Annotated in this window: 22 protein-coding genes and 1 pseudogene; 10 read left to right on the forward strand and 13 right to left on the reverse strand. The window is 60.8% G+C overall.

Features of this window, described 5'->3' with window-relative positions; genetic code table 11:
* Positions 1-91 precede the first annotated feature (91 nt).
* The 7 genes from AC1DVH_RS09240 to AC1DVH_RS09270 all read right to left on the reverse strand — a co-directional run bounded on the left by AC1DVH_RS09240 (position 92) and on the right by AC1DVH_RS09270 (position 6,503).
* Entirely contained in the window at positions 92-1,102 is a 1,011-nt protein-coding gene (locus tag AC1DVH_RS09240; protein ID WP_477753529.1) for a YeiH family protein, read from the reverse strand.
* Complete coding sequence (locus AC1DVH_RS09245) at positions 1,099-1,425, reverse strand: Rieske (2Fe-2S) protein (RefSeq protein WP_477753530.1); 327 nt, start codon at positions 1,423-1,425, stop codon at positions 1,099-1,101. Before AC1DVH_RS09245 ends, AC1DVH_RS09240 begins: the two co-directional genes overlap by 4 nt.
* Entirely contained in the window at positions 1,422-2,084 is a 663-nt protein-coding gene (locus AC1DVH_RS09250; protein ID WP_477753531.1) for a DsbA family oxidoreductase, read from the reverse strand. Before AC1DVH_RS09250 ends, AC1DVH_RS09245 begins: the two co-directional genes overlap by 4 nt.
* Positions 2,081-3,412 carry an MFS transporter gene (locus AC1DVH_RS09255; protein ID WP_477753532.1) on the reverse strand — a complete coding sequence of 444 codons (1,332 nt, stop codon included), beginning with the start codon at positions 3,410-3,412 and terminating at the stop codon, positions 2,081-2,083. The genes AC1DVH_RS09250 and AC1DVH_RS09255 overlap by 4 nt, the downstream gene beginning before the upstream one ends.
* Positions 3,413-3,504: 92 nt before the next feature.
* Positions 3,505-4,557, reverse strand: coding sequence for a beta-keto acid cleavage family enzyme (locus AC1DVH_RS09260; RefSeq protein ID WP_477753533.1), 1,053 nt, complete (start codon positions 4,555-4,557; stop codon positions 3,505-3,507).
* Between the two features lie 103 nt (positions 4,558-4,660).
* Positions 4,661-5,509, reverse strand: a complete 849-nt coding sequence (locus tag AC1DVH_RS09265) for a TauD/TfdA dioxygenase family protein (RefSeq protein WP_477753534.1) — start codon at positions 5,507-5,509, stop codon at positions 4,661-4,663.
* A 13-nt stretch (positions 5,510-5,522) separates the two neighbouring features.
* Positions 5,523-6,503, reverse strand: a complete 981-nt coding sequence (locus AC1DVH_RS09270; protein WP_218429410.1) for a quinone oxidoreductase family protein — start codon at positions 6,501-6,503, stop codon at positions 5,523-5,525.
* A 202-nt stretch (positions 6,504-6,705) separates the two neighbouring features.
* Between AC1DVH_RS09270 and AC1DVH_RS09275 the strand changes: the two genes are divergently transcribed.
* A complete protein-coding gene (locus AC1DVH_RS09275; protein WP_477753535.1) occupies positions 6,706-8,625 on the forward strand; it encodes an alkaline phosphatase D family protein in 1,920 nt (639 codons plus the stop codon).
* Positions 8,626-8,744: 119 nt separating this feature from the next.
* Here the strand turns inward: AC1DVH_RS09275 and srmL are convergent, their stop codons facing one another.
* Entirely contained in the window at positions 8,745-9,893 is a 1,149-nt protein-coding gene (gene srmL / locus AC1DVH_RS09280; RefSeq protein ID WP_477753536.1) for a PheS-related mystery ligase SrmL, read from the reverse strand.
* 248 nt (positions 9,894-10,141) lie between these two features.
* On the opposite strand from srmL, the pseudogene AC1DVH_RS09285 reads away from it, so the two are divergent.
* The 4 genes and pseudogenes from AC1DVH_RS09285 to AC1DVH_RS09300 form a co-directional block, all read left to right on the forward strand.
* Positions 10,142-10,345, forward strand: a pseudogene (locus AC1DVH_RS09285) (CgnE/CgnB domain-containing protein); the annotation flags it as partial.
* Positions 10,346-10,597: 252 nt separating this feature from the next.
* Positions 10,598-11,089: a P-loop NTPase family protein gene (locus tag AC1DVH_RS09290; RefSeq protein ID WP_477753537.1), complete on the forward strand. Its 492-nt coding sequence runs from the start codon at positions 10,598-10,600 to the stop codon at positions 11,087-11,089.
* A 206-nt stretch (positions 11,090-11,295) separates the two neighbouring features.
* Entirely contained in the window at positions 11,296-11,550 is a 255-nt protein-coding gene (locus tag AC1DVH_RS09295; RefSeq protein WP_477753538.1) for a type II toxin-antitoxin system prevent-host-death family antitoxin, read from the forward strand.
* Complete coding sequence (locus tag AC1DVH_RS09300) at positions 11,547-11,801, forward strand: Txe/YoeB family addiction module toxin (protein WP_015093589.1); 255 nt, start codon at positions 11,547-11,549, stop codon at positions 11,799-11,801. The genes AC1DVH_RS09295 and AC1DVH_RS09300 overlap by 4 nt, the downstream gene beginning before the upstream one ends.
* A gap of 8 nt (positions 11,802-11,809) precedes the next feature.
* On the opposite strand, the gene AC1DVH_RS09305 is transcribed toward AC1DVH_RS09300, so the two are convergent.
* Positions 11,810-12,985: an acetylornithine/succinylornithine family transaminase gene (locus tag AC1DVH_RS09305; protein WP_477753539.1), complete on the reverse strand. Its 1,176-nt coding sequence runs from the start codon at positions 12,983-12,985 to the stop codon at positions 11,810-11,812.
* Positions 12,986-13,087: 102 nt separating this feature from the next.
* On the opposite strand from AC1DVH_RS09305, the gene AC1DVH_RS09310 reads away from it, so the two are divergent.
* Positions 13,088-13,993 (forward strand): LysR family transcriptional regulator, encoded by a 906-nt coding sequence (locus AC1DVH_RS09310; protein ID WP_477753540.1) that lies wholly within the window; start codon positions 13,088-13,090, stop codon positions 13,991-13,993.
* Positions 13,994-14,028: 35 nt separating this feature from the next.
* On the opposite strand, the gene msrA is transcribed toward AC1DVH_RS09310, so the two are convergent.
* The 3 genes from msrA to msrB are packed head-to-tail and all read right to left on the reverse strand — an operon-like array spanning position 14,029 to position 17,094.
* Positions 14,029-14,736, reverse strand: a complete 708-nt coding sequence (msrA, locus tag AC1DVH_RS09315) for a peptide-methionine (S)-S-oxide reductase MsrA (protein WP_477753541.1) — start codon at positions 14,734-14,736, stop codon at positions 14,029-14,031.
* 30 nt (positions 14,737-14,766) lie between these two features.
* Entirely contained in the window at positions 14,767-16,542 is a 1,776-nt protein-coding gene (locus AC1DVH_RS09320; RefSeq protein ID WP_477753542.1) for a cytochrome c biogenesis protein DipZ, read from the reverse strand.
* Between the two features lie 33 nt (positions 16,543-16,575).
* Positions 16,576-17,094, reverse strand: coding sequence for a peptide-methionine (R)-S-oxide reductase MsrB (msrB, locus tag AC1DVH_RS09325; protein WP_477753543.1), 519 nt, complete (start codon positions 17,092-17,094; stop codon positions 16,576-16,578).
* A 279-nt stretch (positions 17,095-17,373) separates the two neighbouring features.
* On the opposite strand from msrB, the gene AC1DVH_RS09330 reads away from it, so the two are divergent.
* From AC1DVH_RS09330 to AC1DVH_RS09345, 4 genes are all read left to right on the forward strand, one after another.
* Positions 17,374-18,093 carry a response regulator transcription factor gene (locus tag AC1DVH_RS09330; protein WP_008000098.1) on the forward strand — a complete coding sequence of 240 codons (720 nt, stop codon included), beginning with the start codon at positions 17,374-17,376 and terminating at the stop codon, positions 18,091-18,093.
* Entirely contained in the window at positions 18,090-19,610 is a 1,521-nt protein-coding gene (locus AC1DVH_RS09335) for a sensor histidine kinase (RefSeq protein WP_477753544.1), read from the forward strand. Before AC1DVH_RS09330 ends, AC1DVH_RS09335 begins: the two co-directional genes overlap by 4 nt.
* 317 nt (positions 19,611-19,927) lie before the next feature.
* The gene (locus AC1DVH_RS09340) at positions 19,928-20,632 is read left to right on the forward strand and encodes a hypothetical protein (RefSeq protein ID WP_477753545.1); all 705 of its coding nucleotides are present in this window, start codon (positions 19,928-19,930) and stop codon (positions 20,630-20,632) included.
* 218 nt (positions 20,633-20,850) lie between these two features.
* Complete coding sequence (locus AC1DVH_RS09345; protein WP_477753546.1) at positions 20,851-22,281, forward strand: aminotransferase-like domain-containing protein; 1,431 nt, start codon at positions 20,851-20,853, stop codon at positions 22,279-22,281.
* 115 nt (positions 22,282-22,396) lie between these two features.
* Here AC1DVH_RS09345 and AC1DVH_RS09350 read toward each other — a convergent pair whose 3' ends face one another.
* Complete coding sequence (locus tag AC1DVH_RS09350; protein WP_477753547.1) at positions 22,397-23,197, reverse strand: N-acyl homoserine lactonase family protein; 801 nt, start codon at positions 23,195-23,197, stop codon at positions 22,397-22,399.

The raw sequence follows: 23,197 nt of genomic DNA on the forward strand, positions 1-23,197 counted from the left end.
CAGCCGCCATGAGTGTTGAATGTGAAACCGCTATCGTCGGAACGCCGCCCGGAGCAAGCTCGCTCCCACAGGTTTTGTATCAACCTGACGATTAGAAGCCCCAGCGCAGCAACAACAGCACCAGCACGACCAGGAACACCGTCTCCCCSACCATCAGCAGAATCGRCTTGATCCCGACCGCCGCCAGCTCCTTGAGCCGGGTCTTCATGCCCAGGGCACTGATGGAAATCACCAGGCACCAACGCGACAGTTCGTTGACCGATCCCTGCACCGCAGGCGCTATCCAGCCGGTGCTGTTGATGCAGGCCAGAATCAGAAAGCCGACGGCGAACCACGGCAACAGCGGCGGGCGCTTGCCGGTCGGGTCAGCGCCCTGCATGCGGGTGATCATCGCGGCGGTGACGATCACCGGCAGCAGCATGGCAACGCGCATCAGCTTGACCACCGTGGCCGTGTCGCCGGTCTCGGTCGACATGCTGTAGCCGGCGCCAACCACTTGGGCCACGTCGTGGATCGTGGCGCCGAGGAATACGCCCGCGACTTGCGGCGACAACTCCAGCCAGTTGGCGATCATCGGGTAGACGATCATCGCCAGAGTCGACAGCGCCGACACGCCGATGACGGTGAACAGTGTCGCCCGCTCTTTCTGCGGATGGTTTGGCAGCGCCGCCGCCAGCGCCAGTGCCGCCGAGGCGCCGCAGATGGCCGTCGCGCCGCCGGTGAGCATGCCGAACAGGCGCTGGAAACCCAGGGCCTTGGCCGCAACCACCGAAACACTGATGGTCACCACCACCAGAATCACCACCAGGGCTATCGGCTTCCAGCCCAGCGCCGCCATTTGCTCCAGGGTGATGCGCATGCCCAGCAGCGCCACGCCAATGCGCAACACCGTGCGCGCGGTGAACTCGATGCCGGCCTTGCACGGGCCGTCATCGGCGAGAAAGTTCAGGGCCATGCCCAGCAGCAAGGCAAACAGCATGACCGGCGCACCGTAGTGCTCGGACAGGAACGACGCGGCGGCCGCCACGATCAGACTGACGATAAACCCTGGTGCCAGTTCGCGCGTGCGACTGTGGATACGGGTGAGAGCAATGGCGCTCATGACGCGGACTCCTCGGATGCGATGACGATAAACGCCTGGCCGTCGATGCTCTCGACCGGGTAGTTGGTGACTTTGACCTGGGTGGAATTGAGCATGTAGCCGCTGCGCAAATCGAAGCGCAGGCCATGGGCGCAGCATTGAATCACCCGGCCCTCAAGGCGCCCGCCACACAGCGAGGCGCCCTGATGCGGGCAGCTGTCGTCGATGGCAAACAGCTGCCCGTCGACGTTGAATAACGCCAGGCTTTTGTCTTCGAATTCGAACAGCGCCCGGCCACCGGCCTGTGGGTGTTTGCCGGCTGGTACGGGAATGCGCCGGGTCATGTCGGTTGCCGCTCGCGATCACTTTCTTTCAGTGCCTGGCTCATGGCTGCCAGCAATGTCTCGGCAGGCTGTGCGCCGACCACCGTCATGCGGCGGTCGAACTGAAAACCCGGTACGCCACTGCTCGCTCCGGAAAAGCCTTCAAATGGAGAGGCGTCGCCATTCAGGCAATCGGCCACGGCCCCCACTTCAATGCCGCAGGAGCGGGCAATGGCGAGCAAGATCTCACGGCAACCGAGATCTTCGCCCTTCTGGAAATATGCCGCGAACAGGCGCTCAAGCAAGACGTCACTCTGGACAGCATTGCCCAGCGCACCGACACGCTCGAACAAACGATGAGCGTCTGCGGTGTTGGGCATGGTCGCGATGCGGCTGAAATCGATAGCCAACCCGACTGCCGCCGCAGCCTGCCGGATCTGGGCCTGACGCATGGCCACTGCGTCCGCATCGCCCAGGCGCTTGCGATAGAAATCGGCGAAGGGTTCACCTTGTACCGGCAGCTGCGGCAGCAACTGCACCCCGTGCCACACCGTGGTGATCTGCACATCCGGGTGGCGACTGCGAAACTGCACCTGCGCATGCTCCAGTTGGCGTTTGCCGATCAGGCACCAGGGGCAGATAAAATCGAAAAACACATCAATACGTAAACGACGACTCACAACTTCACCTCTATCCCGGCTGCACTGAAGGGCTCAGGCACGCTCTGACCCTCAAGCCGGGCGATATCTTTTTGGTAATGACACTTGGCATAGAAGAACACCGCTGCCGCCGCGAGGCTGACCAGTGGCACTAATTGGAAAGCGGCATGCAGGCCGATGAGGTCGGACACACGGCCAGTCAGGAACGGCCCCGGTGCCAGCCCCAGCAGGTTATTGGCCAGGGTCAGCGTGGCGAACGCCGTACCGTGGACGGAGTAATGGGTCAGGTTGGCAACCATCGCACCGGCGGGGCCGGTGGTGCCGGTGGCAATCGCCATGCCCAGACAGATCAGCGCCAGTTGCACAGGCCCTGCCGACAATGCGAACGCTGCCGACAGCAGCAGGCAACTGCCCAGGCAAAAACCAATGGCCAGGCTGACCTTGCGCTCCGGCGAGTTCCGACACAGGCGGTCGCTAAGCATGCCGCACAGGATCATCCCCGCGCCGCTGCACAACACGATGATCGCCGCCATGCCACCGGCCTTGTCGGTGGGCATGTCGTAGTAGCGATTGAGGTAGCTGGGAATCCACACCATCACCGTACCGCCGACGAACAACTGCAAGCCGCTGGCGACGTAGGTCGCTACCACCGAACGGCTGGACCACAGCGTGCGCAGCGGACGCTTGACCGCGGCGGCCGTCTTGTTCGCAATCTGCGCGGCACGTTGTGGCGCAATGCGCGCCTCCTTGACGATGAGCGGGTAAAGCACCGCCAGAAACAGGCCAAACAGCGACATGCCGGCGAACGACCAGCGCCAGCCCAGCTTGGCGGCAATCGCACCGCCCAAAGCCATGCCCAACACCGAACCGAACATGCCGCCAGCCATGAAGGCGCTGGCCAGGGTGGCGCGCATGTGTTTGGGGAACACCGAGATCACCACGGCGATGCCCACGCTGCCGTAGGCGGCTTCGCCGACGCCGACCATGAATCGCGCAATGAACATCTGCTGGTAGTCCTGAGCCAACGCGCAACCCAGGGTCGCCACGCTCCACAGAAAAGCCATCAGCGCCAGGCTCTTGACCCGGCCGAAACGGTCCGCCATCAACGACAGGGGAAACGTCAGCAGGCCGACCATCAGGGCAACGATGCCACTGAGCAGACCGAGCTGACCGTCGCTCAACGCCCACTCAGTCTTGAGCAGCGGGAATACCGCGTTCAGCACCTGACGCGACATGTAATCGGAAATCAACAGGCCGAACGTCAAGGCAAAGACGATCCAGGCATATTGGCGCGCAACGCCGACTCCGCCGGAGTCGTCATCGTCAGCGGCGATTGGGTGAAAGGCCATGCAGCCTCCTCAAGAGCTTTGTTTTATTTTTGTTATCAAGCGTGTAACGGTCAGGCGGACGAGAGGTCACGGCCTCTCGTCCCGACCCTCGGTCAGCCGCGTTGCGGCACGCCTTTCTGCCCAGCCTTGCGGTTGGGGGCCATGCCGTTGGCCAACAGGGTTTCTTCGATGGTTTCGTACTGCACGCCGATGCGGTAGATCTCGCGGGCTTCTTTGCCGGTGGCGATTTCACGGCCCAGTTCATGGGCAATGCGCACGGTTTGCCGGATCTGTGCAACCGAGCCGAAACGATCGCCCTTGTGATCAATGATAGTGTCTTCATTGCCCACACGCGGGTGCATGCCCATGGCCATCGACATGGTGTTGAATGGCATGACGTTCTTGAGCAGCGATTCGGAGGTCACAGTAGAACCGTCCGGCGCGCGGTGGAGGAAGTTGAAGAAGTTGAACGGATTCGGACCATCGAAACCGCCGCCGATGCCGATCCAGGTCAGGTTCAACGGACCTTTGTAGACGCCCCTGCGCACCAGACGCTCGAGGGTTTCCAAGGCATGCATGCCGGTCAGCTGGAAGTGTGGCTGGATGCCGTTGTCCATCAGGCGCTTGAGGTGCTCGGCAACCCAGGCCGGGCCAGCCGGTACGGTCATCTCGCTGTAGGCCGCCTGGATCATCGGGTTGGCCAGGGAGGTGCCTTCCAGGTATTCCGGATACAGCAGCTCCATGATGTTCATCTGGGTGGTGTTGATCGCGACCGTGACCTGATCCGGTTTCGGCGTCAGCTCGGCCAGCATGTGGCGAGTGTCGTCGGACAGCCACTTGGCCGCTTCACCGTCGCTTTCCGGAGCGAAGGAAATCGAGCCACCGACCTGGATGATCATGTCTGGCACGGCTTCACGCACACCGGCGATCAACTCGTTGAACTTCGACAGACGCTTGGAACCCTTGCCGTCCAGTTCGCGCACATGCAGGTGCAGCACGGTGGCGCCGGCTTCATAGCAATCGACCGCTTTCTGGACTTGCTCATCCATGGTCAGCGGGATGTCTTCCGGGAAGTCTTCAGGCATCCATTCAGGGCCGTACGGGGCCACGGTGATGACTACCTTTTCCATGTTTTCCGGGTGCAGGGAATCGTCGAAGAATTGCATGGTCTACTCCAGTTCTTATGATTGTCCCGCCCACCCGGGGTCGTGCCGGGCAGACGTGTTTACGAGTGCGAATGCTTTGAGTGCGGATGCAAGTGGCGTTCGATCAGAACGTCTTGTCGCCGATGATCCCGGCGCGATCCATCTTGCGATGGCACGGCGGGTAATCCATGACGGCGTAATGCTGGGTACTGCGGTTGTCCCAGATGGCGATGCTGTTGGGCTTCCAGCGCCAGCGCACCTGATACTCGGGGATGTACGCCTGGCTGATCAGGTAGCGCAGCAACTCGCTTGCGCCGGGGTTGGCGTCCTGGCCGAAGCGCACCCGCTCAGGGGTGTGGTAGTTGCTGATGTGGGTGGTGAAGGCGTTGACGAACAGCACCTTCTCGCCGGTTTCCGGATGGGTGCGCACCACCGGGTGTTCGGCGTCCGGGTACATCGCTTTGAGCGCCAGACGCTTTTCGATCGGCATCGCCGCACCGAAACTCGCTTCGATGCTATGGCGAGCGCGCAGGTCGGCGATCTTGACCTTCACGTCTTCCGGCAAACGCGCGTAAGCCTCGACCATGTTGGCCCACATGGTGTCGCCGCCCACTGGCGGGCACTCCACGCAGCGCAGCACGCAGCCCATCGGCGGCGCCTCGCGCCAGGTGGCGTCGCTGTGCCAGGCGTTTTCGTAGCGGTCCGCCGGCTGGTCCGGTTTCTTGTAGATCTGTACCAGACCCGGATGCTCCGGATCGCTACCGGCCACCGGATGATCCTCCAGCTCGCCGAAGCGTCGGGCGAAGGCCACGTGCTCGGAGCGGGTGATGTCCTGATCGCGCAGGAACACCACGCGGTGCTTGAGTAACTGGGCACGGATCTCGGCAAACAGGCCGTCGTCATGGACTGCGTCGGCCAGGTTGACGCCGATCAGTTCGGCGCCGATGGAGCAGGTCAATTGTTCGACTTTCATGGCTGGCCGCTCCTTAAACGACGAAAATCGAAGAGCCGGTAGTCTTGCGCGATTCAAGGTCGCGATGAGCCTGCACGGCGTCCTGCAACGCGTAGTGCTGGTTGATCTCGATCTTGATCCGGCCGCTGCCGACATGGTCGAACAGTTCGCCAGCCAGGGCGGCTTTTTCCGCAGGGTCGCTGATGTAGTTGGCCAGGGCCGGACGGGTCAGGAACAGCGAGCCTTTCATCGCCAGCATCACCGGGTCGAACGCCGGGATCGGGCCGGACGCAGTACCCACGCAGACCATCAGGCCACGGGGTTTCAACGAATCCAGCGAACCCATGAAGGTGTTCTTGCCGACGCTGTCGAACACCACGTTGACGCCCACGCCGTCGGTCAATTCGCGAACGCGAGCGGCGACGTCTTCATGGCTGTAATTGATCGTATGGTCGCAACCGTGAGCCCGGGCGATTTCCGCCTTTTGCTCGGTCGACACCGTGCCGATCACGTTCAAGCCCAGCAATTTGGCCCACTGCGAAACGATCAGACCGACACCGCCAGCGGCGGCATGCAGCAGAATGCTGTCGCCCGGCTTGAAGTCGTAGATGCGGCGCATCAGATACGAAGACGTCAGGCCACGCATGGTCATCGCGGCGGCGGTCTCGAAGCTGATGGTTTCCGGCAGCTTGATCAGCGGCGCAGCCGGGATCAGGCGCTCGGTGCTGTAGGCACCGAGGGTGTTGAGGAAACCGGTGTAGGTGACGCGATCACCGACCTCGACATTGGTGACCCCTTCACCAACGGCCTGGACTACGCCAGAGGCCTCGACGCCCATGCCGTTGGGCAGTGGAATCGCATAGGTACCGTTACGGAAATAGGTGTCGGCATAGTTCAGGCCAACTGCCACATGACGAAGCCGAACCTGGCCGGGACCGGGTTCGCCGACTTCGACGTCCTCATAACGCAGGACTTCGGGACCACCGGTTTCGTAGAAGCGTACGGCTTTAGCCATTTTTCTTATTCTCCAATCTGCAATATGGGCGTGTTGCATCGAATTGCGTTGATTGGACTGTAGGACGAGGCCTGTCGGGACGCTTCTCATCAGACGACAATGGCTTTTCATTTGGTGACAGGCAGAAACGGGATCACCCTAGCCGGCCCCGCTGCCACCTGCGCTATCATCGCCCGCCACGTCMCAAGAGTCTCGAAGACGGATGTCCGACACGCTGCCACTGCCCGACGATCACCAAGCCCTGCCACCGGTCCTGGCCGGCCCGCTGTTGCGGCGCCTTGAGCCCACACGGCTGGCGCTGTGGCTGGTGGCTTCCCGGGCACTGGCGCTGACCTTGCGCTTACAGGGCGTCGGCGATATCCGTCTCGATGCCGGGCAATGCACGGTGATTGCAGTGGGGGCTCATGCCTATGTGCACTTGATCGATGTGCAACTCGATTGCGCCCTGCCCTGGGACGAGTCGATCGACTATGACCTGCTGATCGATGGCACAGAGAAAGGCATCGCCGACTGGGCGCCGCATTTGCTGTACGGCGATGCCCGATGCCCGAACTTCGTTCTGCGCGCACGGGTCGACCAGTTGCTGCACGGCTCTTGCCGCAAGCCTCATCACCCGGCCGTTGACGGTTTGCTCTGCGTCGACCGGTTGCTGGCGCAAAAGCACGACGCCAAGGATCGCCCGGCACTGCTGATGATGACGGGCGATCAGGTCTACGCCGACGATGTGGCGGGGCCGATGTTGCGGGCGATTCACGCCTTGATCGAGCGTCTGGGCCTGTTCGGGGAACAGCTCGAAGGCGCCGTGGTCAGCGACAGCGCCAGGCTCTACGAGCATCCGGCCAGTTACTACCACCGTGCCGATCTGCTGCCGGCGCTGCAAAGCAATGAAACCCTGCGCGAGCGTTTTTTCGGCGGTGCGCGCAAGCCGATTTTCACCAGCAGCAGTGCCGACAATCACTTGGTGACCTTCGCCGAAGTCATGGCCATGTATTTGCTGGTCTGGTCGCCAACGCCCTGGACCCTGATCACGCCCCAGACACCGACGCTCTCGCCGGAAAGGCTCAAGCGCTACGCCCTTGAACAGACGCGCATCGATGCCTTCAAGGCAGGCCTTGGCAACGTCGCACGGGCCATGGCGCATCTGCCGACGCTGATGATTTTCGATGACCACGACGTCACCGATGACTGGAACCTTAGCGCGCAATGGGAGGAAACGGCCTACGGCCATCCGTTCTCCCGGCGCATCATCGGCAACGCGCTGCTGGCGTACATGTTGTGCCAGGGCTGGGGCAACAATCCGGATGCGTTCGGTGCCCTGCTGGAAAAGGCCGGCGCGTTGAGCGCCAGCACACACGATCACCTCGACAGCACCGTTCAGGATGACTTGATCGATGATCTGCTGAAGTTTCAACACTGGCATTACGTGCTGCCCACCACCCCGGCCGTGGTGGTGATCGACACCCGCACCCGGCGCTGGCGCAGCGAAATGAACCTCAAGCAGCCTTCCGGTTTGCTCGACTGGGAAGCCCTGAGCGAACTGCAACAGGAACTGCTGGACCACCCGAGTGCGATCATCGTTTCGCCGGCGCCGATCTTCGGCGTCAAGCTGATTGAAACCGTGCAGCGGGTATTCAGCTGGTGCGGTTATCCACTGCTGGTGGACGCGGAAAACTGGATGGCCCATCGCGGTGCGGCGCAGGTGATCCTGAACATTTTCCGCCACTCGCGCACACCGGGTAACTACGTGGTGCTGTCGGGGGATGTGCACTATTCCTTCGTCTACGAAGTGCTGATCCGCCATCGCAAGGCCGGGCCGCGCATCTGGCAGATCACCAGCAGCGGCATCAAGAACGATTTCCCCGCCACCCTGCTCGAGTGGTTCGACCGCCTCAATCGTTGGCTGTACTCACCACGCTCACCGCTGAACTGGCTGACCAAGCGGCGACGCATGCGCATCGTGCCGCATGTTCCTGAGCATGCTGAAGCGGGTGAGCGGCTTTGGAACTCGGCGGGGATCGGGCAGGTGTTCTTTAATGACCTGGGGCAGCCGCAGACCATCTATCAGCACAACTCGAACGGCTCGCCGAAGACCCGGATGATTGCGCCGGAAGGAGATGATTGAGGTAAAGAAGACACCACAAAAAACTGTGGGAGCGACGGTGCGGCGAGCAGGCTCGCACACACTGGATTTCTGGCATGTACTCTTTCCAGATCCTGTGGGCCTGCTCGCGAAGAGGCCAGTTAAATATTGGGGGAATCCATCCTGTAACCCGCCCCCGGTGCACCTTCATGGAGTGCCACCTGAATTTTCGAATACAAGGCATTCGCCTCAGCAGTGGTGATTGATCGCGAACAATCACGCAGTACAACACGTAGTAGCACATTCTCCTGCCCCGGCAGCAATCCGAGGCGATCAATGGCCTGCAGAGGCAGTTCTGTGAACGTCCAGCGCCCTTTGATCTGCATTTCCTCGATCCAATCTGAACAATCGCCAGCTGCCTGCAACATCCTTTCAGTCAACACTTCCTCGCTCAGCCCCGGCGTTACCGCTAACGAAATATCACGAGTAATCGAAGGCAACCGAGAGACAGCGCTCCACGGATTCAGATCATGCATCTGTGCCTGTACTCGTACGTTCTGATCACGCAGCAAACGAATATCCGGAATGCCTTTGCGCAGCATGGTCAAGCGATCCAATCCCATTCCCAGCGCCAGTCCTCCATGACGCAAAGGATCGATCTTCAGTCGCTCCAATAATGATTTGGCAATTCGACCGCACTCCAGAACCTCTACAGGGACGCCGTCATTCAACAGATTTACTTCGATCCCGCCCTCAGTGTAGTGATGCGGACTATCACTGTAGATCCAAGGCATATCAGGCACGGCGGATTTGAGGATATCGCCGACCAGGCAAAGCAAATGCTCATGCGTCGACAATTCAGGATCACCGAGCACCCAGATATCCATCTGATGCGGCTGCGCACAATGCCAACGATCCCGGCTATCGCGACGAAAAGTGATACCAGGCGCGGCCAATAATATTGACTGCCCCGGTTGTCGTAGCTTGGCCGCTCGCTGAAGCGCAGAGGGAATTTGGCTAGTGGTTTGCGTCCGTAACAGAGACCACTCGTCAACCCATCGAGTGTGTGCACTTCCAAGCGTAATCTCAGATGGGTCATAACCAAGCAATCCGTAGTTTTCTTCAGCGGAAACAATTCTCGGCCCCGTCTGCACTTGCGCTTGTGGCCAGCCTTTATCCGTTAACCCTTGAAGGACCTCCTTGAGTAATAATCGAATGGCGTGATCGGGTGCAGCGGGCTCTGTTAGATCAGCCAGTAACAAGGCTTGGTGTACGGACGTATCTGTCAGATATTTCTTTGATTCCTGCACTACACAACCCCTTATTAACAATTGAATGTAGACCCCCCGTAAAAAGACCCCCATAGACCAACCTAACGATTTCAGATCGTCCACCACAACCAAATTCGGTGAAACACTAAATTTTCAGAAGAGGACTACAGCCACTGCTTACACAAATAACCAAGAGCTTCTTACAAGACACCTAACGAGCATCATTAATTCTGAAAAAAATTCACATCAACGGCGGTTGCAGGAACTTAGTGCAACACGGTTATTGAATTGCAGAAGGGCCTAGAGGCCTCAAGCTGACTGAGTTTGCTATTGGAGTAAACGACACAATCGCAAATAGCATTGACTACAAAATCAACTCTCAATTAAACGAAGGGATTAATGGCGTTCATATAGCAATTGGGGACGGTTCCTCTGGCTATCACATAGACTTCCTGAGCCCAGCAGTAAAGGTAAGCCCAACTCACAACTGAGCCAACCTGATCGCCCTCACCACAACCATCCACATCACAGCGATGTCTAAAAACTGACACTGTAAAAGGGCTTACAGAAAGGATGAGCAGTGAAGCACGGCAAGTTACCGATGAATCTCAAGGTGCGCAGGCCGGCGGATTCTGGTGTACCTGTAGGCTTGCCCGCGGTAAGACCAGCACATCCAACATCAATGCTGACTGAAGCACCGCTTTCGCGAGCAGGTTCGTACCCACAATTGATCGGAGTCGCTCATGGACCTCACCCGCACCCTGATCATCGGCAACTCCGGTTCCGGCAAGAGCTGGCTGGCGCAGCGGCTGGCCGAGCAACTGCATGTGCCCTGGACCGATCTCGACCGGATTCACTGGCTGTCCGACGAACACAGCATCGCCCGCCCCCGAACCGAAGCATTGGCCATGGCGCGGATTGCGGCCGAACAAGAGCGCTGGGTGATCGAAGGCGTGTATGGCTGGATCGCCAGCGAAATCCTGCCAAGGGCGACTGCGCTGATATGGCTGAGCGTCGGGGACGAGGATTGCGTGGCCAACATTCGACAACGCGAGGCCGGGCGCGATGAGCAGGACCTGTTGCTGATCGCCTTGCTGGAGTGGGCGGGCAGTTATCGCCTGCGGCTGGGGTCAAGTGGGTTTGCGGCGCATCAACGACTGTTCGAGGAGTTTTGCGGTGCGAAAATCCGTCTGCGGGATCGGAAGGAGATCGCGGCGATGGTTCATCACTCGTAAATTTTCGCAGCTGCGGTCGGACAATCCTGATGGATGGCGTGTAGCTCAGAATGGGATTACATCAGTCACGGAAACGTCCTGAGGAACATTCGGCGATACTCGATACAAGCGTGGATGCACTTTCCACGTAACAACCACTCGTAGGTATCGCCTTGCCAACATGTACTCATTTCTGTACGTTCTCTGCATCAAGCGAGGACAATCACATGGAAACCATCAACTACACCAACGCTAGGGCACACCTGGCGCAAACCATGGACCGGGTGAATGAAGATCGCGCCCCGCTACTGGTAACGCGTCAGAAAGGCGAGCCGGTGGTGATGATGTCATTGGCCGAATACAACGCTCTCGAAGAGACGGCCTACCTGCTGCGCTCCCCAGCCAATGCCGAACGCCTGATCAAGTCCATCGCCAACCTGCGAGCGGGCCAAACCAATACCAGGCAACTGATTGAAGAATGAATATCGAGTTCACTCCTGAAGCCTGGGACGATTATCTCTGGTTCCAGCAGAACGATAAGGCAGGGCTCAAACGTATCAATCTGTTGATCAAAGCTATTCAGCGTGAGCCTTTCGACGGTCTGGGAAAACCCGAACCGCTCAAGCATAACTTGAGCGGATTCTGGTCACGCCGGATTACGGCCGAACATCGTCTGGTCTACGCCGTTGAAGACGGCGAAATACGCGTCGTGATGTGCAGATACCATTACTGAGCAGAACTTCATCCCTCTTTCACCACGCCCCTCACCCCCCTGACAATCATCTCCACCTCCCGCTCATCAATGGTCAGCGGCGGTAGCAGGCGAATGGTTTTGCCCCGCGTGACGTTGATCAGCAAACCGTGATCCCGGGCGGCGATCAGGCTCAGGTCGCGGATCGGTTGCTTGAGTTCGATGCCGATCATCAGGCCCTGGCCGCGGATTTGCGAGACGTTCGGGTTGCCCGCCAGTTCTGTACGCAATCTTTCGATCAGGCGTTCCCCCTGAATCCGGGCGTTCTCCAGCAAGCCTTGTTCTTCGACGATATCCAGCACCGTGCATCCGACCCGGCAGGCCAGCGGATTACCGCCGAAGGTGCTGCCGTGGCTGCCCGGCGTGAAGAGTTCGGCCGCCTTGCCACGGGCCAGGCAGGCGCCGATGGGCACGCCGTTGCCCAGGCCTTTGGCCAGGGTCATGACGTCCGGGACGATGCCTTCGTGCTGGAATGCGAACCACCGGCCGGTGCGGCCGATGCCGGTCTGGATTTCATCGAGTATCAACAGCCATGAGCGCCGGTTGCACAGTTCGCGCACGGCCTTGAGATAGCCCGGTGGCGCCAGTTGCACGCCGCTTTCGCCCTGGATCGGCTCCATCAGGATCGCCACGATCCGCGAGCCAAAGGCCTGTTGCACCTTGTCCAGCGCGTCGAGGTCGCCGAACGGCACTTTGACGAAATCCCCCGGCAGCTTGTTGAAACCCAGGCGCACCGCCGGGCCATCGCTGGCCGACAAGGTGCCGAGGGTGCGGCCATGAAACGCGTTCTCCATGACCACCACCAGCGGCTGCTCGATACCCTTGTGCCAGCCATGCAGCCGGGCGATTTTCAGTGCGGTTTCGTTGGCTTCGGCCCCGGAGTTGTTGAAGAACGCGCGGTCCATGCCCGCCAGCCGCGTCAGTTTCTGCGCGAGCCGTTGCTGCCAGTCGATGCTGTAGAGGTTCGAGGTGTGCAGCAGTAACCCAGCCTGTTCAACGATGGCGGCAACGATTTTCGGGTGGGAGTGGCCGACGTTGGTCACCGCCACACCGGCGACCGCATCCAGGTATTCGCGACCGGCCTGATCCCACAGGCGAGTGCCAAGGCCCTTGTTGAAACTCAAGGCCAAGGGTTGGTAAGTGCTCATCAGGCAGGCGGCGGTCATGACATCAAGCTCCAGCAAGGGTCGGTGTTTTTGCAGTATGGTTAGCCACCAGAGCTGGATAAACACTGTAAAACTTCAATCATTTAAAAGCTGAGCTTGATAATGGATCTGTTCCAGGCAATGACCGTCTACGTCAAAGTGGTAGAGACCGGCAGCATGACCGCCGCCGCTTTGCAGTGCGAAATGTCCACGACCATGGTCGGCAATCACCTCAAGGCCCTGGAGCAACGGCTGGGTGTGCGCCTGCTCAACCGCACGACACGGCGCCAGCGGCTGACTGAGTTCGGTGCCGCGTATTACCAGCGCTGCCTGGAAGTGTTGGGACTGGTGGCCGATTCCGAGCGACTGGCCGAGCAGACGCTGGACGAACCGAGCGGCATCTTGCGCATCACCGCACCCTTGACCTTCGGTACCGAGCGTTTGGCGCCGGCACTGAGCGAGTTCAGCCGGCAAAACCCGCGGGTGAAACTCGACGTGGTGCTGACCAACCGGCGCCCGGATCTGCTGGAAAACGGTCTGGATGTGGCGTTTCGCCTCGGCGCGCTGGAACCCTCCAGCCTGATCGCCCGCCCGCTGATCGACTACACCCTGACCATGTGCGCGTCACCGGAATATCTGGCCCGTCGGGGCACTCCGCAAACGCCTGAAGACCTGCGACACCACGACTGCCTGTCCTTTGCCTATCCGGCCGGCGATGACTGGCAATCGGTGCAAAAGGAATGGCGCCTGGCCGGTCCCGATGGCGAAGTCAGCGTGGGGGTCAGCGGGCCGATGCTGATCAACAGTTCGGCCGGACTGCATCAAGCCGCGCGAACCGGCATGGGCATCGTGATGATGCCCGATGCCTTGGTCGAACAGGACCTCAAGGACGGAAAGCTGCTGGCCTTGATGCCCGACTACTGCCCGCCCAGTCGACCGATGCACCTGGTCTATGCCCAGGATCGCCACCGTTTGCCGAAACTGCGGCGTTTCGTCGAATTCGCCGTACAGAGGTGGGGCAAGCACTAGCCGGCCGAACAGGCCATACAGTCGCTGATCGCCATTTACATCCCCGCCTTCACCAGCACCGGCTGCTCCTGATAACGATTCGGGTACAGCTGCTTCAACTGCGCGACCTTCGGCAAATCGTTGATCACGATGTACGGATAGGTCGGATGCTCGGTCAGGAAATCCTGATGTTCTTCCTCCGCCGGGTAGAAACCGTTGAAGGTTTCAAGCTTGGTGACGATCGGCTTGTCGAAGGCATGGGCGGCGTCGAGCTGGGTGATGTAGGCCTGTGCGACCCGCTGCTGCTCAGTGCTTTTGGTAAAGATCGCCGAACGATACTGGGTGCCGCTGTCCGGTCCCTGGCGGTTGAGTTCGGTCGGGTTGTGGGCCACCGAAAAGTAGATCTGCAGCAAGGTGCCGTAGCTGACCTGAGCAGGATCGAACGTGACTTCGACCGACTCCGCATGGCCGGTATTGCCGTTGCTGACGCGCTCGTACTGCGCAGTATTGGCCGCCCCGCCTGCGTAGCCGGAGACGGCATTCTTCACACCTTTGACATGCTGGAACACCCCTTGAACACCCCAGAAACAACCACCGGCGAACACGGCGGTTTCACTATGGGCCTGGGTGGTTTCGTCGAGGGCCGGTGGTGGGATGATCACCGCCTCTTCGGCAGCGCCGAACGAGAAGGCCGAGCATTGGCTGATGATGCCGGCAGCCGCCAGCCCCAACAGGGTACGGCGCCAGGTAAAGAGGGTTTTCATGGGGCGAACTCCTGAAGCGTTGGAAAGTAATCAGCCGAAGGTGAAGGCGTAAGCCGACGCGCCCGGATCAAGAAACTCGATGCTGAAGGTCCGGTCGGTCACGCCGCCGCTCTGGCGCACCAGTTGATACAAGCGCTGGTCGGTCACGGTGCCGCTGCCATCGGGGGCCACGTCCATGCCGTGGTCGTCGCCCGGCGCCTTGCCGTCGATCAGCACCTTGAAGCGCACCGGTTTGCCATCGGCGCCAGGGCCGAGCACCAAATGCAAATCACGGGCGTGGAAGCGATAGACGATGCGGCTGGCCGGTGCGCTGGCGGTGGCCCGCTCCGGGCCGACATGCCACTGGCCGTCCAGGCTCCAGTCGTTGAGGCCCAGTTGCGTCGGCGGGTTGTAGGCCGCCAGCTTGTCCGGCACCAGAGCGGTTTCCGGCACGAAATGCTCGGCACGTTGATAGCCGACGTAGGTTTCCGGCGACTGCACTTCGCTGTTGTCCGGGGCCATTTGCACGCCGTCGGCCTTGGCGTTGATCAGCCCGTCCGACACCTTGGTCGAACCGGCCTCACGCAGCAATTGCTGAATGATCCGCTCCGACTCGTCGTACGCGCCTTCGCCAAAATGGTGATAACGGATGCGTCCCTGGGCGTCGGCAAAATAATGTGCCGGCCAGTATTCGTTGTTGAAAGCGCGCCAGATCTTGAACTCGTTATCGATGGCCACCGGGTAGTTGATGCCCAGGTCCTTCATGGCTTTGGTGACGTTGCTGACGTCGCGCTCGAAGGCAAACTCCGGCGCATGCACACCGATCACCAGCAGGCCCTGATCACGATATTTTTCGGCCCAGGCTTTCACATAGGGCAGCGAACGCAGGCAGTTGATGCAGGAGTAGGTCCAGAAATCCACCAACACGACCTTGCCTTTCAAGGCCTGGGCATCGAGGGGTGGCGAGTTGAGCCATTGCACGGCGCCCTCCAGTGGCGGCAGGTTGCCTTCGACCGGCAAGGTGCCTGGGGATTTCTCGGCCACTTGCACCGCGCCCTCAGAGGTCGTGTTCTGCGCTAGTAGCGCCCCGCTGTTACGCAGCGATTTGCCGGACAGTTTCTCCACCAACGCTTGTTCGATACCGCCGGTAGACGCTGTGGAAAACCGCGCCAGAACCCCCGTATCCAGGCCCAGGGCAATCGCCGCCACACCGGCCAGCATCGCCGCGCCAAGACCGCGACGCACCCATTCGCCCGCGCCAATCGAGCGCTTCATCGCGGTGAAGACTTTGCCGCCCAGAAACAAGGCCAGCGCGAGGGACGTAGCGGCACCGGCGGCATACGCCAGCAGCAAAAAGGTGGTTTGAATGCTGGCGCCTTGCAGCGCTGCACCGGTCAACAGCAAACCGAGGATCGGCCCGGCGCAGGGCGCCCACAACAGGCCGGTGGCCACGCCGATCAGGAGCGAAGCACCGGGACGTGGCCGCGCATCGGCACCCGCCGCCTCCGACAAACGACTGCCCGCCGCCACCAGCGGCCGGGTCAGGCGCTCAGCCAATTGCGGCAGCAACAACGTCAGACCGAACAACGCGACGAACACCAGCGCCAGCCAGCGTCCGTACTGGTTGAGCTGCACCACCCAGCCACCGCCCACCGCCGCCAATGTGGCGACCAGCGCGAACGTCAGCGCCATCCCCACCAGCAGCGGCAATCCACTTTTGACGAAGGGTTGCCCGGTGCGGGCGAAGACAAACGGCAACACCGGCAGAATGCATGGGCTGACAATCGTCAGCACACCACCGAGATAAGCGAGGACCAGCAGCCACATGGCGATTACCTGCAAAAAGTGAGTGGTAGGGAATCACACCGTCTTCGGCACGAATTTCATCGCCAGGCCGTTCATGCAGTAACGCAGGCCGGTGGGTTTCGGGCCGTCGTCGAAGACATGCCCCAGATGCCCGCCGCAACGCCGGCAGTGAACCTCTTCGCGGACCATGCCGAACGCACGGTCCTGGCGGGTCGCCACGGCCTTGTCCAGCGGCGCCCAGAAACTCGGCCAACCGGTGCGGCTGTCGAATTTGGTCGCTGAGGAAAACAGCAGCAACTCGCAACCGGCACAGACGAAAGTGCCATCGCGGTGCTCGTTGTTCAGCGGGCTGCTGTAGGCCCGTTCGGTACCCTCTTCGCGCAAGATGTCGTACTGCTCGTCACTGAGGATGGCGTGCCATTCTTTGTCACTGTGGGTCACTTCGAATGCCTCCGCTGCGCTGGCCTCGCTGATTAATGCGGTGCCTGTGGAAAACTTCGGCAACAAGCCGATCGCCAGGGTTGCCACCCCCAGTCCGCCGCTCACTAGAAGAAATTGCCGTCGTGAAAACATGCTCGTCTCCAAAAAATCCAGGGGTGTTTCATGGAACACAGCCTAGGCTTTGGGTGATCGCCAAATCCTCACGGGAAGTTAAACAATTCGTGATAACTCGGCCCCCGAAAAACCCGCACAATGCCTGTGCAAATGTAGGAGCGAGCCTGCTCGCGATGGAGGCCAACGATGACGCGGGATACCTGACGCCCCGCGGCGTCCTCAGGTTTTTCGCGAGCAAGCTCGCTCCTACAGTGGCATTACGCACAATGCGTCCATTGCGCTGAAGGATTGAGCTGTATGGAACAGACCAAACGCGTCCTGGTGGTCGAGGACGATATGCATATCGCCGACCTGATCTGCCTGCATCTTCGCGATGAGCAGTTCGAGGTGGTGCACAGCGCCGATGGCGATGAAGGCATGCGCCTGCTGCAGCAAGGCAACTGGGACGCACTGGTCCTCGACCTGATGCTGCCCGGTGTCGACGGCCTGGAAATCTGCCGCCGCGCCCGGGCCATGGCCCGCTACACGCCGATCATCATTACCAGCGCGCGCTCCAGCGAAGTACACCGGATTCTCGGCCTGGAACTGGGTGCCGACGACTATCTGGCTAAGCCCTTTTCCATGCTTGAGCTAGTGGCCCGGGTCAAGGCGCTGCTGCGCCGGGTCGATGCCATGGCGCGCAACCTGAAGATGGACGCCGGCAGCCTGCTCACCGACGGCCTGGCCATCGACCCGATCACCCGCGAAGTGTCCCTCGACGGACGGCGCCTGGACCTCACGCCCCGGGAGTTCGACTTGCTGTATTTCTTCGCCCGCCAGCCCGGCAAGGTGTTTTCGCGCATGGACCTGCTCAATGCCGTGTGGGGCTACAGCCACGAAGGCTACGAGCACACGGTCAACACCCACATCAACCGCCTGCGCGCCAAGATCGAGGCCGACCCGGCGCAACCGGTGCGCATCCTCACGGTCTGGGGTCGCGGCTACAAATTCGCCACCGGTGAGGAGCCGCAGCCATGAGGCTGACCCTGACGCAACGCCTGTCCCTGGTGTTCGCCGTGCTGCTGCTGGTGTGCTGCGGCACCTCGGCGTGGTTGCAGGTGCGCTCCAACCAGATGCATGAGCAGGAAGTGGTGCAAGGGCTGTCCCGGGACCTGGCGCAGCACATCGCCAGTGACACGGTGCTGATGGACACCCAGGGCCTGATGCCCAACGCCGTGCGCGACCTGTTCAGCAAACTGATGCAGGTCAACCCCAGCGTCGAGGTGTACCTGCTCGACTCCGCAGGCAAGATTGTCGGCAGCGCCGCGCCCGAAGGCCGGATCCGTCGCGAACAGGTCGACCTGGCGCCGATCCAGCGCTTGCTGCGGGGCGATGCCCTGCCCATCCTCGGCGACGATCCGCGCAGCGTCGATGCGCGCAAGGTGTTCAGCGCTGCACCGCTGAAGGTTGAAGGCAAGCCGGCCGGTTATCTCTACGTGGTGCTGCTCGGTGAAGATCACGACCGCCTGGCCGAGCGCGGTGCGACCAGCGCGGCGCTCAACACAGCGCTGTTGTCCATCGGACTGGTGGCGCTGCTGTGCCTGATCGCCGGTCTCACCGCGTTTGCCCTGATCACCCGGCCGTTGCGCCGCCTGACCGAAACCGTCAGCCAGTTCGACATCGATGGCGTGCCGGTCACACCGGCCCTGCCCGTCGCGGTGGAAAAAGCCGCCAGCCACGATGAAATCGCCGTGCTCGATGCCGCGTTCCGGCAGATGCAGGCACGCCTGGGCGAACAATGGCGCTCGTTGACCCGCCAGGATCAGGAGCGCCGCGAACTGGTGGCGAACATTTCCCACGACTTGCGCACACCGCTGGCCTCGCTGCACGGTTATCTGGAAACCCTGTCGCTCAAGGACACCACGCTGTCCCCTGCCGACCGCCGTCGCTATCTCGGCATCGCGCTGGATCAAAGCCGCAAGGTCGGTGGTCTGGCGCAGTCGCTGCTGGAACTGGTGCGCCTGGAGCATGGCTTCGTGCAGCCGGTGCTGGAGCGCTTCTCCCTGACCGACCTGGCCCAGGACATCTTCCAGAAATTCGAACTCACCGCCGAAGCGCGCAAAGTCGAACTCAAGGCCACGTTCGCGCCGAATGCCTCGGCGGCCTGTGCTGATCTCGGCTTGATCGAGCGGGTGCTGACCAACCTGTTCGACAATGCCCTGCGCCATACCCCGCCGGGGGGCGAGGTCGAACTGGGCCTGCGCCCGCAAGGCTCATTCATCGAAGTCACGGTCAGCGATACCGGCCCCGGCATCGCCCCGGAACTGCGCGAAGGGTTGTTCCTGCGGCCGTTCAATATCGGCGGCGCACGGCGTGATGGCGGGCTGGGGCTGCGGATCGTGCATCGCATCCTGCAATTGCACGGGCGCGAGATTCAGTTGATCGATATGCCGGGGCGCGGTGCGACGTTCCGGTTTTCGTTGCCGATCGATGAGGAAACGGCGACTGCCTTGGCGGTGCGGTCGATGAACCTGAATACACCGCGGCAGGCCTGACAGTCCGAGGCGCCTGCATCGCGAGCAAGCTCGCTCCCACAGGGGTTATGTGTCGATCACAAAATCAGCGACACATCGGATCAATTGTAGGAGCGAGCCTGCTCGCGATGGACGTTAACGATAACGCGTTCATTCTGGATGAACTCGGTGCCCTTGAGACCATCGCGAGCAGGCTCGCTCCTACAGGGGGAGCAAAAAGATGACCAGCCGCCTGTTGATCCGTGACAACGCCGCCCCGGTCCAATAGATTAGGCGACCTGAAAAAGCCCCCGGGCTTTCTCGCCCCTATTCAAGTTCAAAGAAGTAGTGAAATTTCAATGTCCGATTCCAATACCGCTGAATCCGTAGTCACCCTGTCGTCCAAAGCGGAATACGAAAACTCCATCAATCTTTCACAGCACATGCCCCAGGCCAAGACCATCAGCGAGATGGTGCTGGACGCTTTCCAGTCCACCCGCGAAAGCGACCAGATCCGCGAACTACGCGCCGCGATCCGCCAGGCCCACGACAGCTTCGACGATGACAAAGCCTACGAACTGATGGGCGAACTCAAGCAGCTCAAGGACGCCGAAGCCGCCGACATCGCCGCCCTCGAAGACCTGAGCAGCAAATTCCCGATCAGCCGCATCCTGTCCAGCTTCAAGGACGACCCGGCGTTTCAGGAAATCGTCTACGGCCTGGCCCTGAAGGTGCTGAACCAGACGCACCAGGCCATCAGCAACCCGAGCGGCGGCAAGAGCAAAGCCGCCAAGGCCAAGAAAGAAGTCGAAGTGTTCACCATCAGCAAGGACGGCATCAGCGTCACCTTGCCGTTGCGCACCCCGCGCTCGCGCCTGAACGTCGACCGTGAAGCCCTGGAATTCCTCGGTTTCACCTTCGTGGGCGAAGGCGAAGAGGCGGAGCTGGAAAGCGAGACGTTCCTGGACAACAGCGGTGCCGAACAGGCCGTCAACCGCAAGAACATCATCACCGCCCTGCAGCAGCAGACCGCGTTCGACGGCTATAGCATCGCTGCGCAGTAAGGCGACCTCGCCACAAGGTCTTCAGCGACTGACTCAAGAGCCCCGCCATCAGTGCGGGGCTTTTTATTGCCCGTGATTCGGGCAAATCCGCGATTACTCTTCCAGTATCGACGCCAGAACCACACTTCCCTTCACCCATGAGCACCACGGGTCCGCCTGCAGGGAGCGTCAACTCACTTTCCAGCCCAGACCTCGGTGGTGCAACTGCTGAGGTCATCATGAACACGACCCCCTTGTATCGCCAGTTGGYCAACCATTACCTGGACGCTATCCGCAGCGGCATCTTGAAAACCGGTGAACGCCTGCCCTCGATCCGGTTGATGATGGAAAAACACGCCGTAAGCCTGTCGACCGCCGTGCAGGTGTGCCGGGAACTGGAAGACTATGGCGTACTGGAAGCCCGGCCGCGCTCCGGCAACTACATTCGTCAGCCCGACACCGTGCCCAGGCGCGCCCCGATTGCCTTGGCGCCAACGCTGGATACCAGCATCTATGTCGGCATCCATGAACAGGTCTCAGCGGTGCTCAAGGCCAGTCAGCGCGCATCGATCAAGGTCAACTTCGCCAGCGCCTACTGCGCGCCCGAGCTGTATCCGCTGAAAACCTTGCAAGACAACATGATCAAATCACTGCGCTTGGCCCCCTACCTGCTCGGCACCGCGGGCGGCGCCTGCGGCAACAGCGCATTGCGCAACATCCTGGCCCGACGGGCTCTTGCCAGCAGGACCCACCTGGCCCCCGAGCGGATCGTGATCACCAACGGCGCCACCGAAGCGATCAATCTGGCCTTGCGCGCGGTCACCCGCCCCGGCGACACCGTGGCCGTGGAGTCGCCGACGTTCTACGGTCTGCTGCAAATTCTCGAAAGCCTGAACCTGCGGGTGCTGGAAGTCCCGGCCTCAGCCCACACCGGGCTCAATCTGGCGGCCCTGCAACGGCTGCTGCAAGGCCCCGAGCGGATCAAGGCATTGATTGTCATTCCCAACCTGCAAAACCCGCTGGGCAGCATCATGCCCGACGCCAACAAGGCACGGCTGGTGAAACTGTGCGCCGAGCACAACACCGTACTGATCGAAGACGACACCTACGGCGACCTGGTGGACACCGAGCAGCCGTTGTCCACGCTCAAACACTGGGACCGCACCGACAACGTGATCTATTGCGCCTCGCTGAACAAAACCCTCGCCCCGGGCATGCGCCTGGGCTGGATCAGCGCCGGCAAATGGCACGAGCGCGTGGAAATGCTCAAGCATACGCAGTCACGGGGGTGCGAGGCGTTATCACAACTGGCGGCCAGTGAATTCATGCGAACACCGTCTTACGAGCGTTACCTGCGGCGGTTGAGGAAAACCCTGACCCAACATCGTCAACAGATGAGCGAGGCGATTACTCGCTACTTCCCCCTCGGCACCCACGTGACCAATCCCCAGGGCGGCACGTTGTTATGGGTTGAACTGCCTCGCCGGTATTCGTCCATGGCGTTTTTTCATGATGCGTTGAACGTCGGCATCCAGATTTCGCCTGGGGATATCTTTTCCAATGCCAGGCGTTTCGATCACTTTGTGCGCATTGGCTGCGGCGCGCCGTATTCACCGCGGATTGATGAGGCCGTGCAGACCTTGGGCCGCTTGCTCCAACATCAGGGTTAACCGCAATCCTGTGGGAGCGAGCTTGCTCGCGATGGCGGTGTGTCAGACACATCAATGTTGAATGTGCTGCCGTCTTCGCGGGCAAGCCCGCTCCCACAGGTTTGGGGGGTGATCTTCAGAGCGGATTCTGGTGCAGGCAAATGATATGCGGGTCGTCATTCCAGTGCGGGAAACGCTCGGCGATCAACGGGTCGTGACCGGGGATGACGTGGTCTTCGCTGTCGGCCAGGCGATCGATCTCGGTGAAGGCTTCGAGGGTTTGCGCCAGGTCATCGAGAATCGGAAACGGACTGCGCTCACGAATGTTGACCCACAGGTGCGCAGCATCCGAGGCCAGCACAATCCAGCCGCGTCCGGTATTCACCCGCACCACCTGACTGCCCGGCGTATGCCCGCCCACCGGGTGCAGCGTTACGCCGGGCAGTACCTCGACAACACCGCTGTGCAAACGCATCCGCCCTTCGAACAGCGGCGGCAGCGCCGACATCACATCCTCGACCTCGTAGGTTTTGTTCACCGTGCGATGGGCCATTTTCGGCCCGGTGCAGAAACGCAGTTCCGCTTCCTGCAAATGCATGGTCGCCTTCGGGAACAGCCCGAGGTTGCCGGCATGATCCCAATGCAAATGGGTCAGGATCAGGTGTTCGACCTGCGCCGGATCAATGTCCAGTTGTCGCAGGGATTCTTCCGGCAGGCGATACATCTGGCGATTGCGCCGCTGCGCCGTGGCCGGTTGAAAACAGGTGTCGACCACGATCACCTGCTGCTCGTTGCGGATGACCCAGAAGTAGTAGTCCAGTGGCATTGGCACATTCGGATCACCGCAGCAGGCGTCATAGAGAAAGTTCTCTTTGGCGGTGCGCTGAGCATTGGCACCGACGCGGATGGCGAACACTTCGTACACAGGCATGGGCAT

The sequence above is a fragment of the Pseudomonas sp. P4_C3 genome, assembly GCF_056402075.1.

What these genes read in the sequence shown, in the direction of transcription:
- AC1DVH_RS09245 (WP_477753530.1), bottom strand. Translation starts at nt 1,425, where the DNA reads ATGACCCGGCGCATTCCCGTACCAGCCGGCAAACACCCACAGGCCGGT.
- AC1DVH_RS09255 (WP_477753532.1), bottom strand. Translation starts at nt 3,412, where the DNA reads ATGGCCTTTCACCCAATCGCCGCTGACGATGACGACTCCGGCGGAGTC.
- AC1DVH_RS09260 (WP_477753533.1), bottom strand. Translation starts at nt 4,557, where the DNA reads ATGCAATTCTTCGACGATTCCCTGCACCCGGAAAACATGGAAAAGGTA.
- AC1DVH_RS09265 (WP_477753534.1), bottom strand. Translation starts at nt 5,509, where the DNA reads ATGAAAGTCGAACAATTGACCTGCTCCATCGGCGCCGAACTGATCGGC.
- AC1DVH_RS09270 (WP_218429410.1), bottom strand. Translation starts at nt 6,503, where the DNA reads ATGGCTAAAGCCGTACGCTTCTACGAAACCGGTGGTCCCGAAGTCCTG.
- AC1DVH_RS09275 (WP_477753535.1), top strand. Translation starts at nt 6,706, where the DNA reads ATGTCCGACACGCTGCCACTGCCCGACGATCACCAAGCCCTGCCACCG.
- AC1DVH_RS09290 (WP_477753537.1), top strand. Translation starts at nt 10,598, where the DNA reads ATGGACCTCACCCGCACCCTGATCATCGGCAACTCCGGTTCCGGCAAG.
- AC1DVH_RS09295 (WP_477753538.1), top strand. Translation starts at nt 11,296, where the DNA reads ATGGAAACCATCAACTACACCAACGCTAGGGCACACCTGGCGCAAACC.
- AC1DVH_RS09300 (WP_015093589.1), top strand. Translation starts at nt 11,547, where the DNA reads ATGAATATCGAGTTCACTCCTGAAGCCTGGGACGATTATCTCTGGTTC.
- AC1DVH_RS09305 (WP_477753539.1), bottom strand. Translation starts at nt 12,985, where the DNA reads ATGACCGCCGCCTGCCTGATGAGCACTTACCAACCCTTGGCCTTGAGT.
- AC1DVH_RS09310 (WP_477753540.1), top strand. Translation starts at nt 13,088, where the DNA reads ATGGATCTGTTCCAGGCAATGACCGTCTACGTCAAAGTGGTAGAGACC.
- msrA (WP_477753541.1), bottom strand. Translation starts at nt 14,736, where the DNA reads ATGAAAACCCTCTTTACCTGGCGCCGTACCCTGTTGGGGCTGGCGGCT.
- AC1DVH_RS09320 (WP_477753542.1), bottom strand. Translation starts at nt 16,542, where the DNA reads ATGTGGCTGCTGGTCCTCGCTTATCTCGGTGGTGTGCTGACGATTGTC.
- msrB (WP_477753543.1), bottom strand. Translation starts at nt 17,094, where the DNA reads ATGTTTTCACGACGGCAATTTCTTCTAGTGAGCGGCGGACTGGGGGTG.
- AC1DVH_RS09330 (WP_008000098.1), top strand. Translation starts at nt 17,374, where the DNA reads ATGGAACAGACCAAACGCGTCCTGGTGGTCGAGGACGATATGCATATC.
- AC1DVH_RS09335 (WP_477753544.1), top strand. Translation starts at nt 18,090, where the DNA reads ATGAGGCTGACCCTGACGCAACGCCTGTCCCTGGTGTTCGCCGTGCTG.
- AC1DVH_RS09340 (WP_477753545.1), top strand. Translation starts at nt 19,928, where the DNA reads ATGTCCGATTCCAATACCGCTGAATCCGTAGTCACCCTGTCGTCCAAA.
- AC1DVH_RS09350 (WP_477753547.1), bottom strand. Translation starts at nt 23,197, where the DNA reads ATGCCCATGCCTGTGTACGAAGTGTTCGCCATCCGCGTCGGTGCCAAT.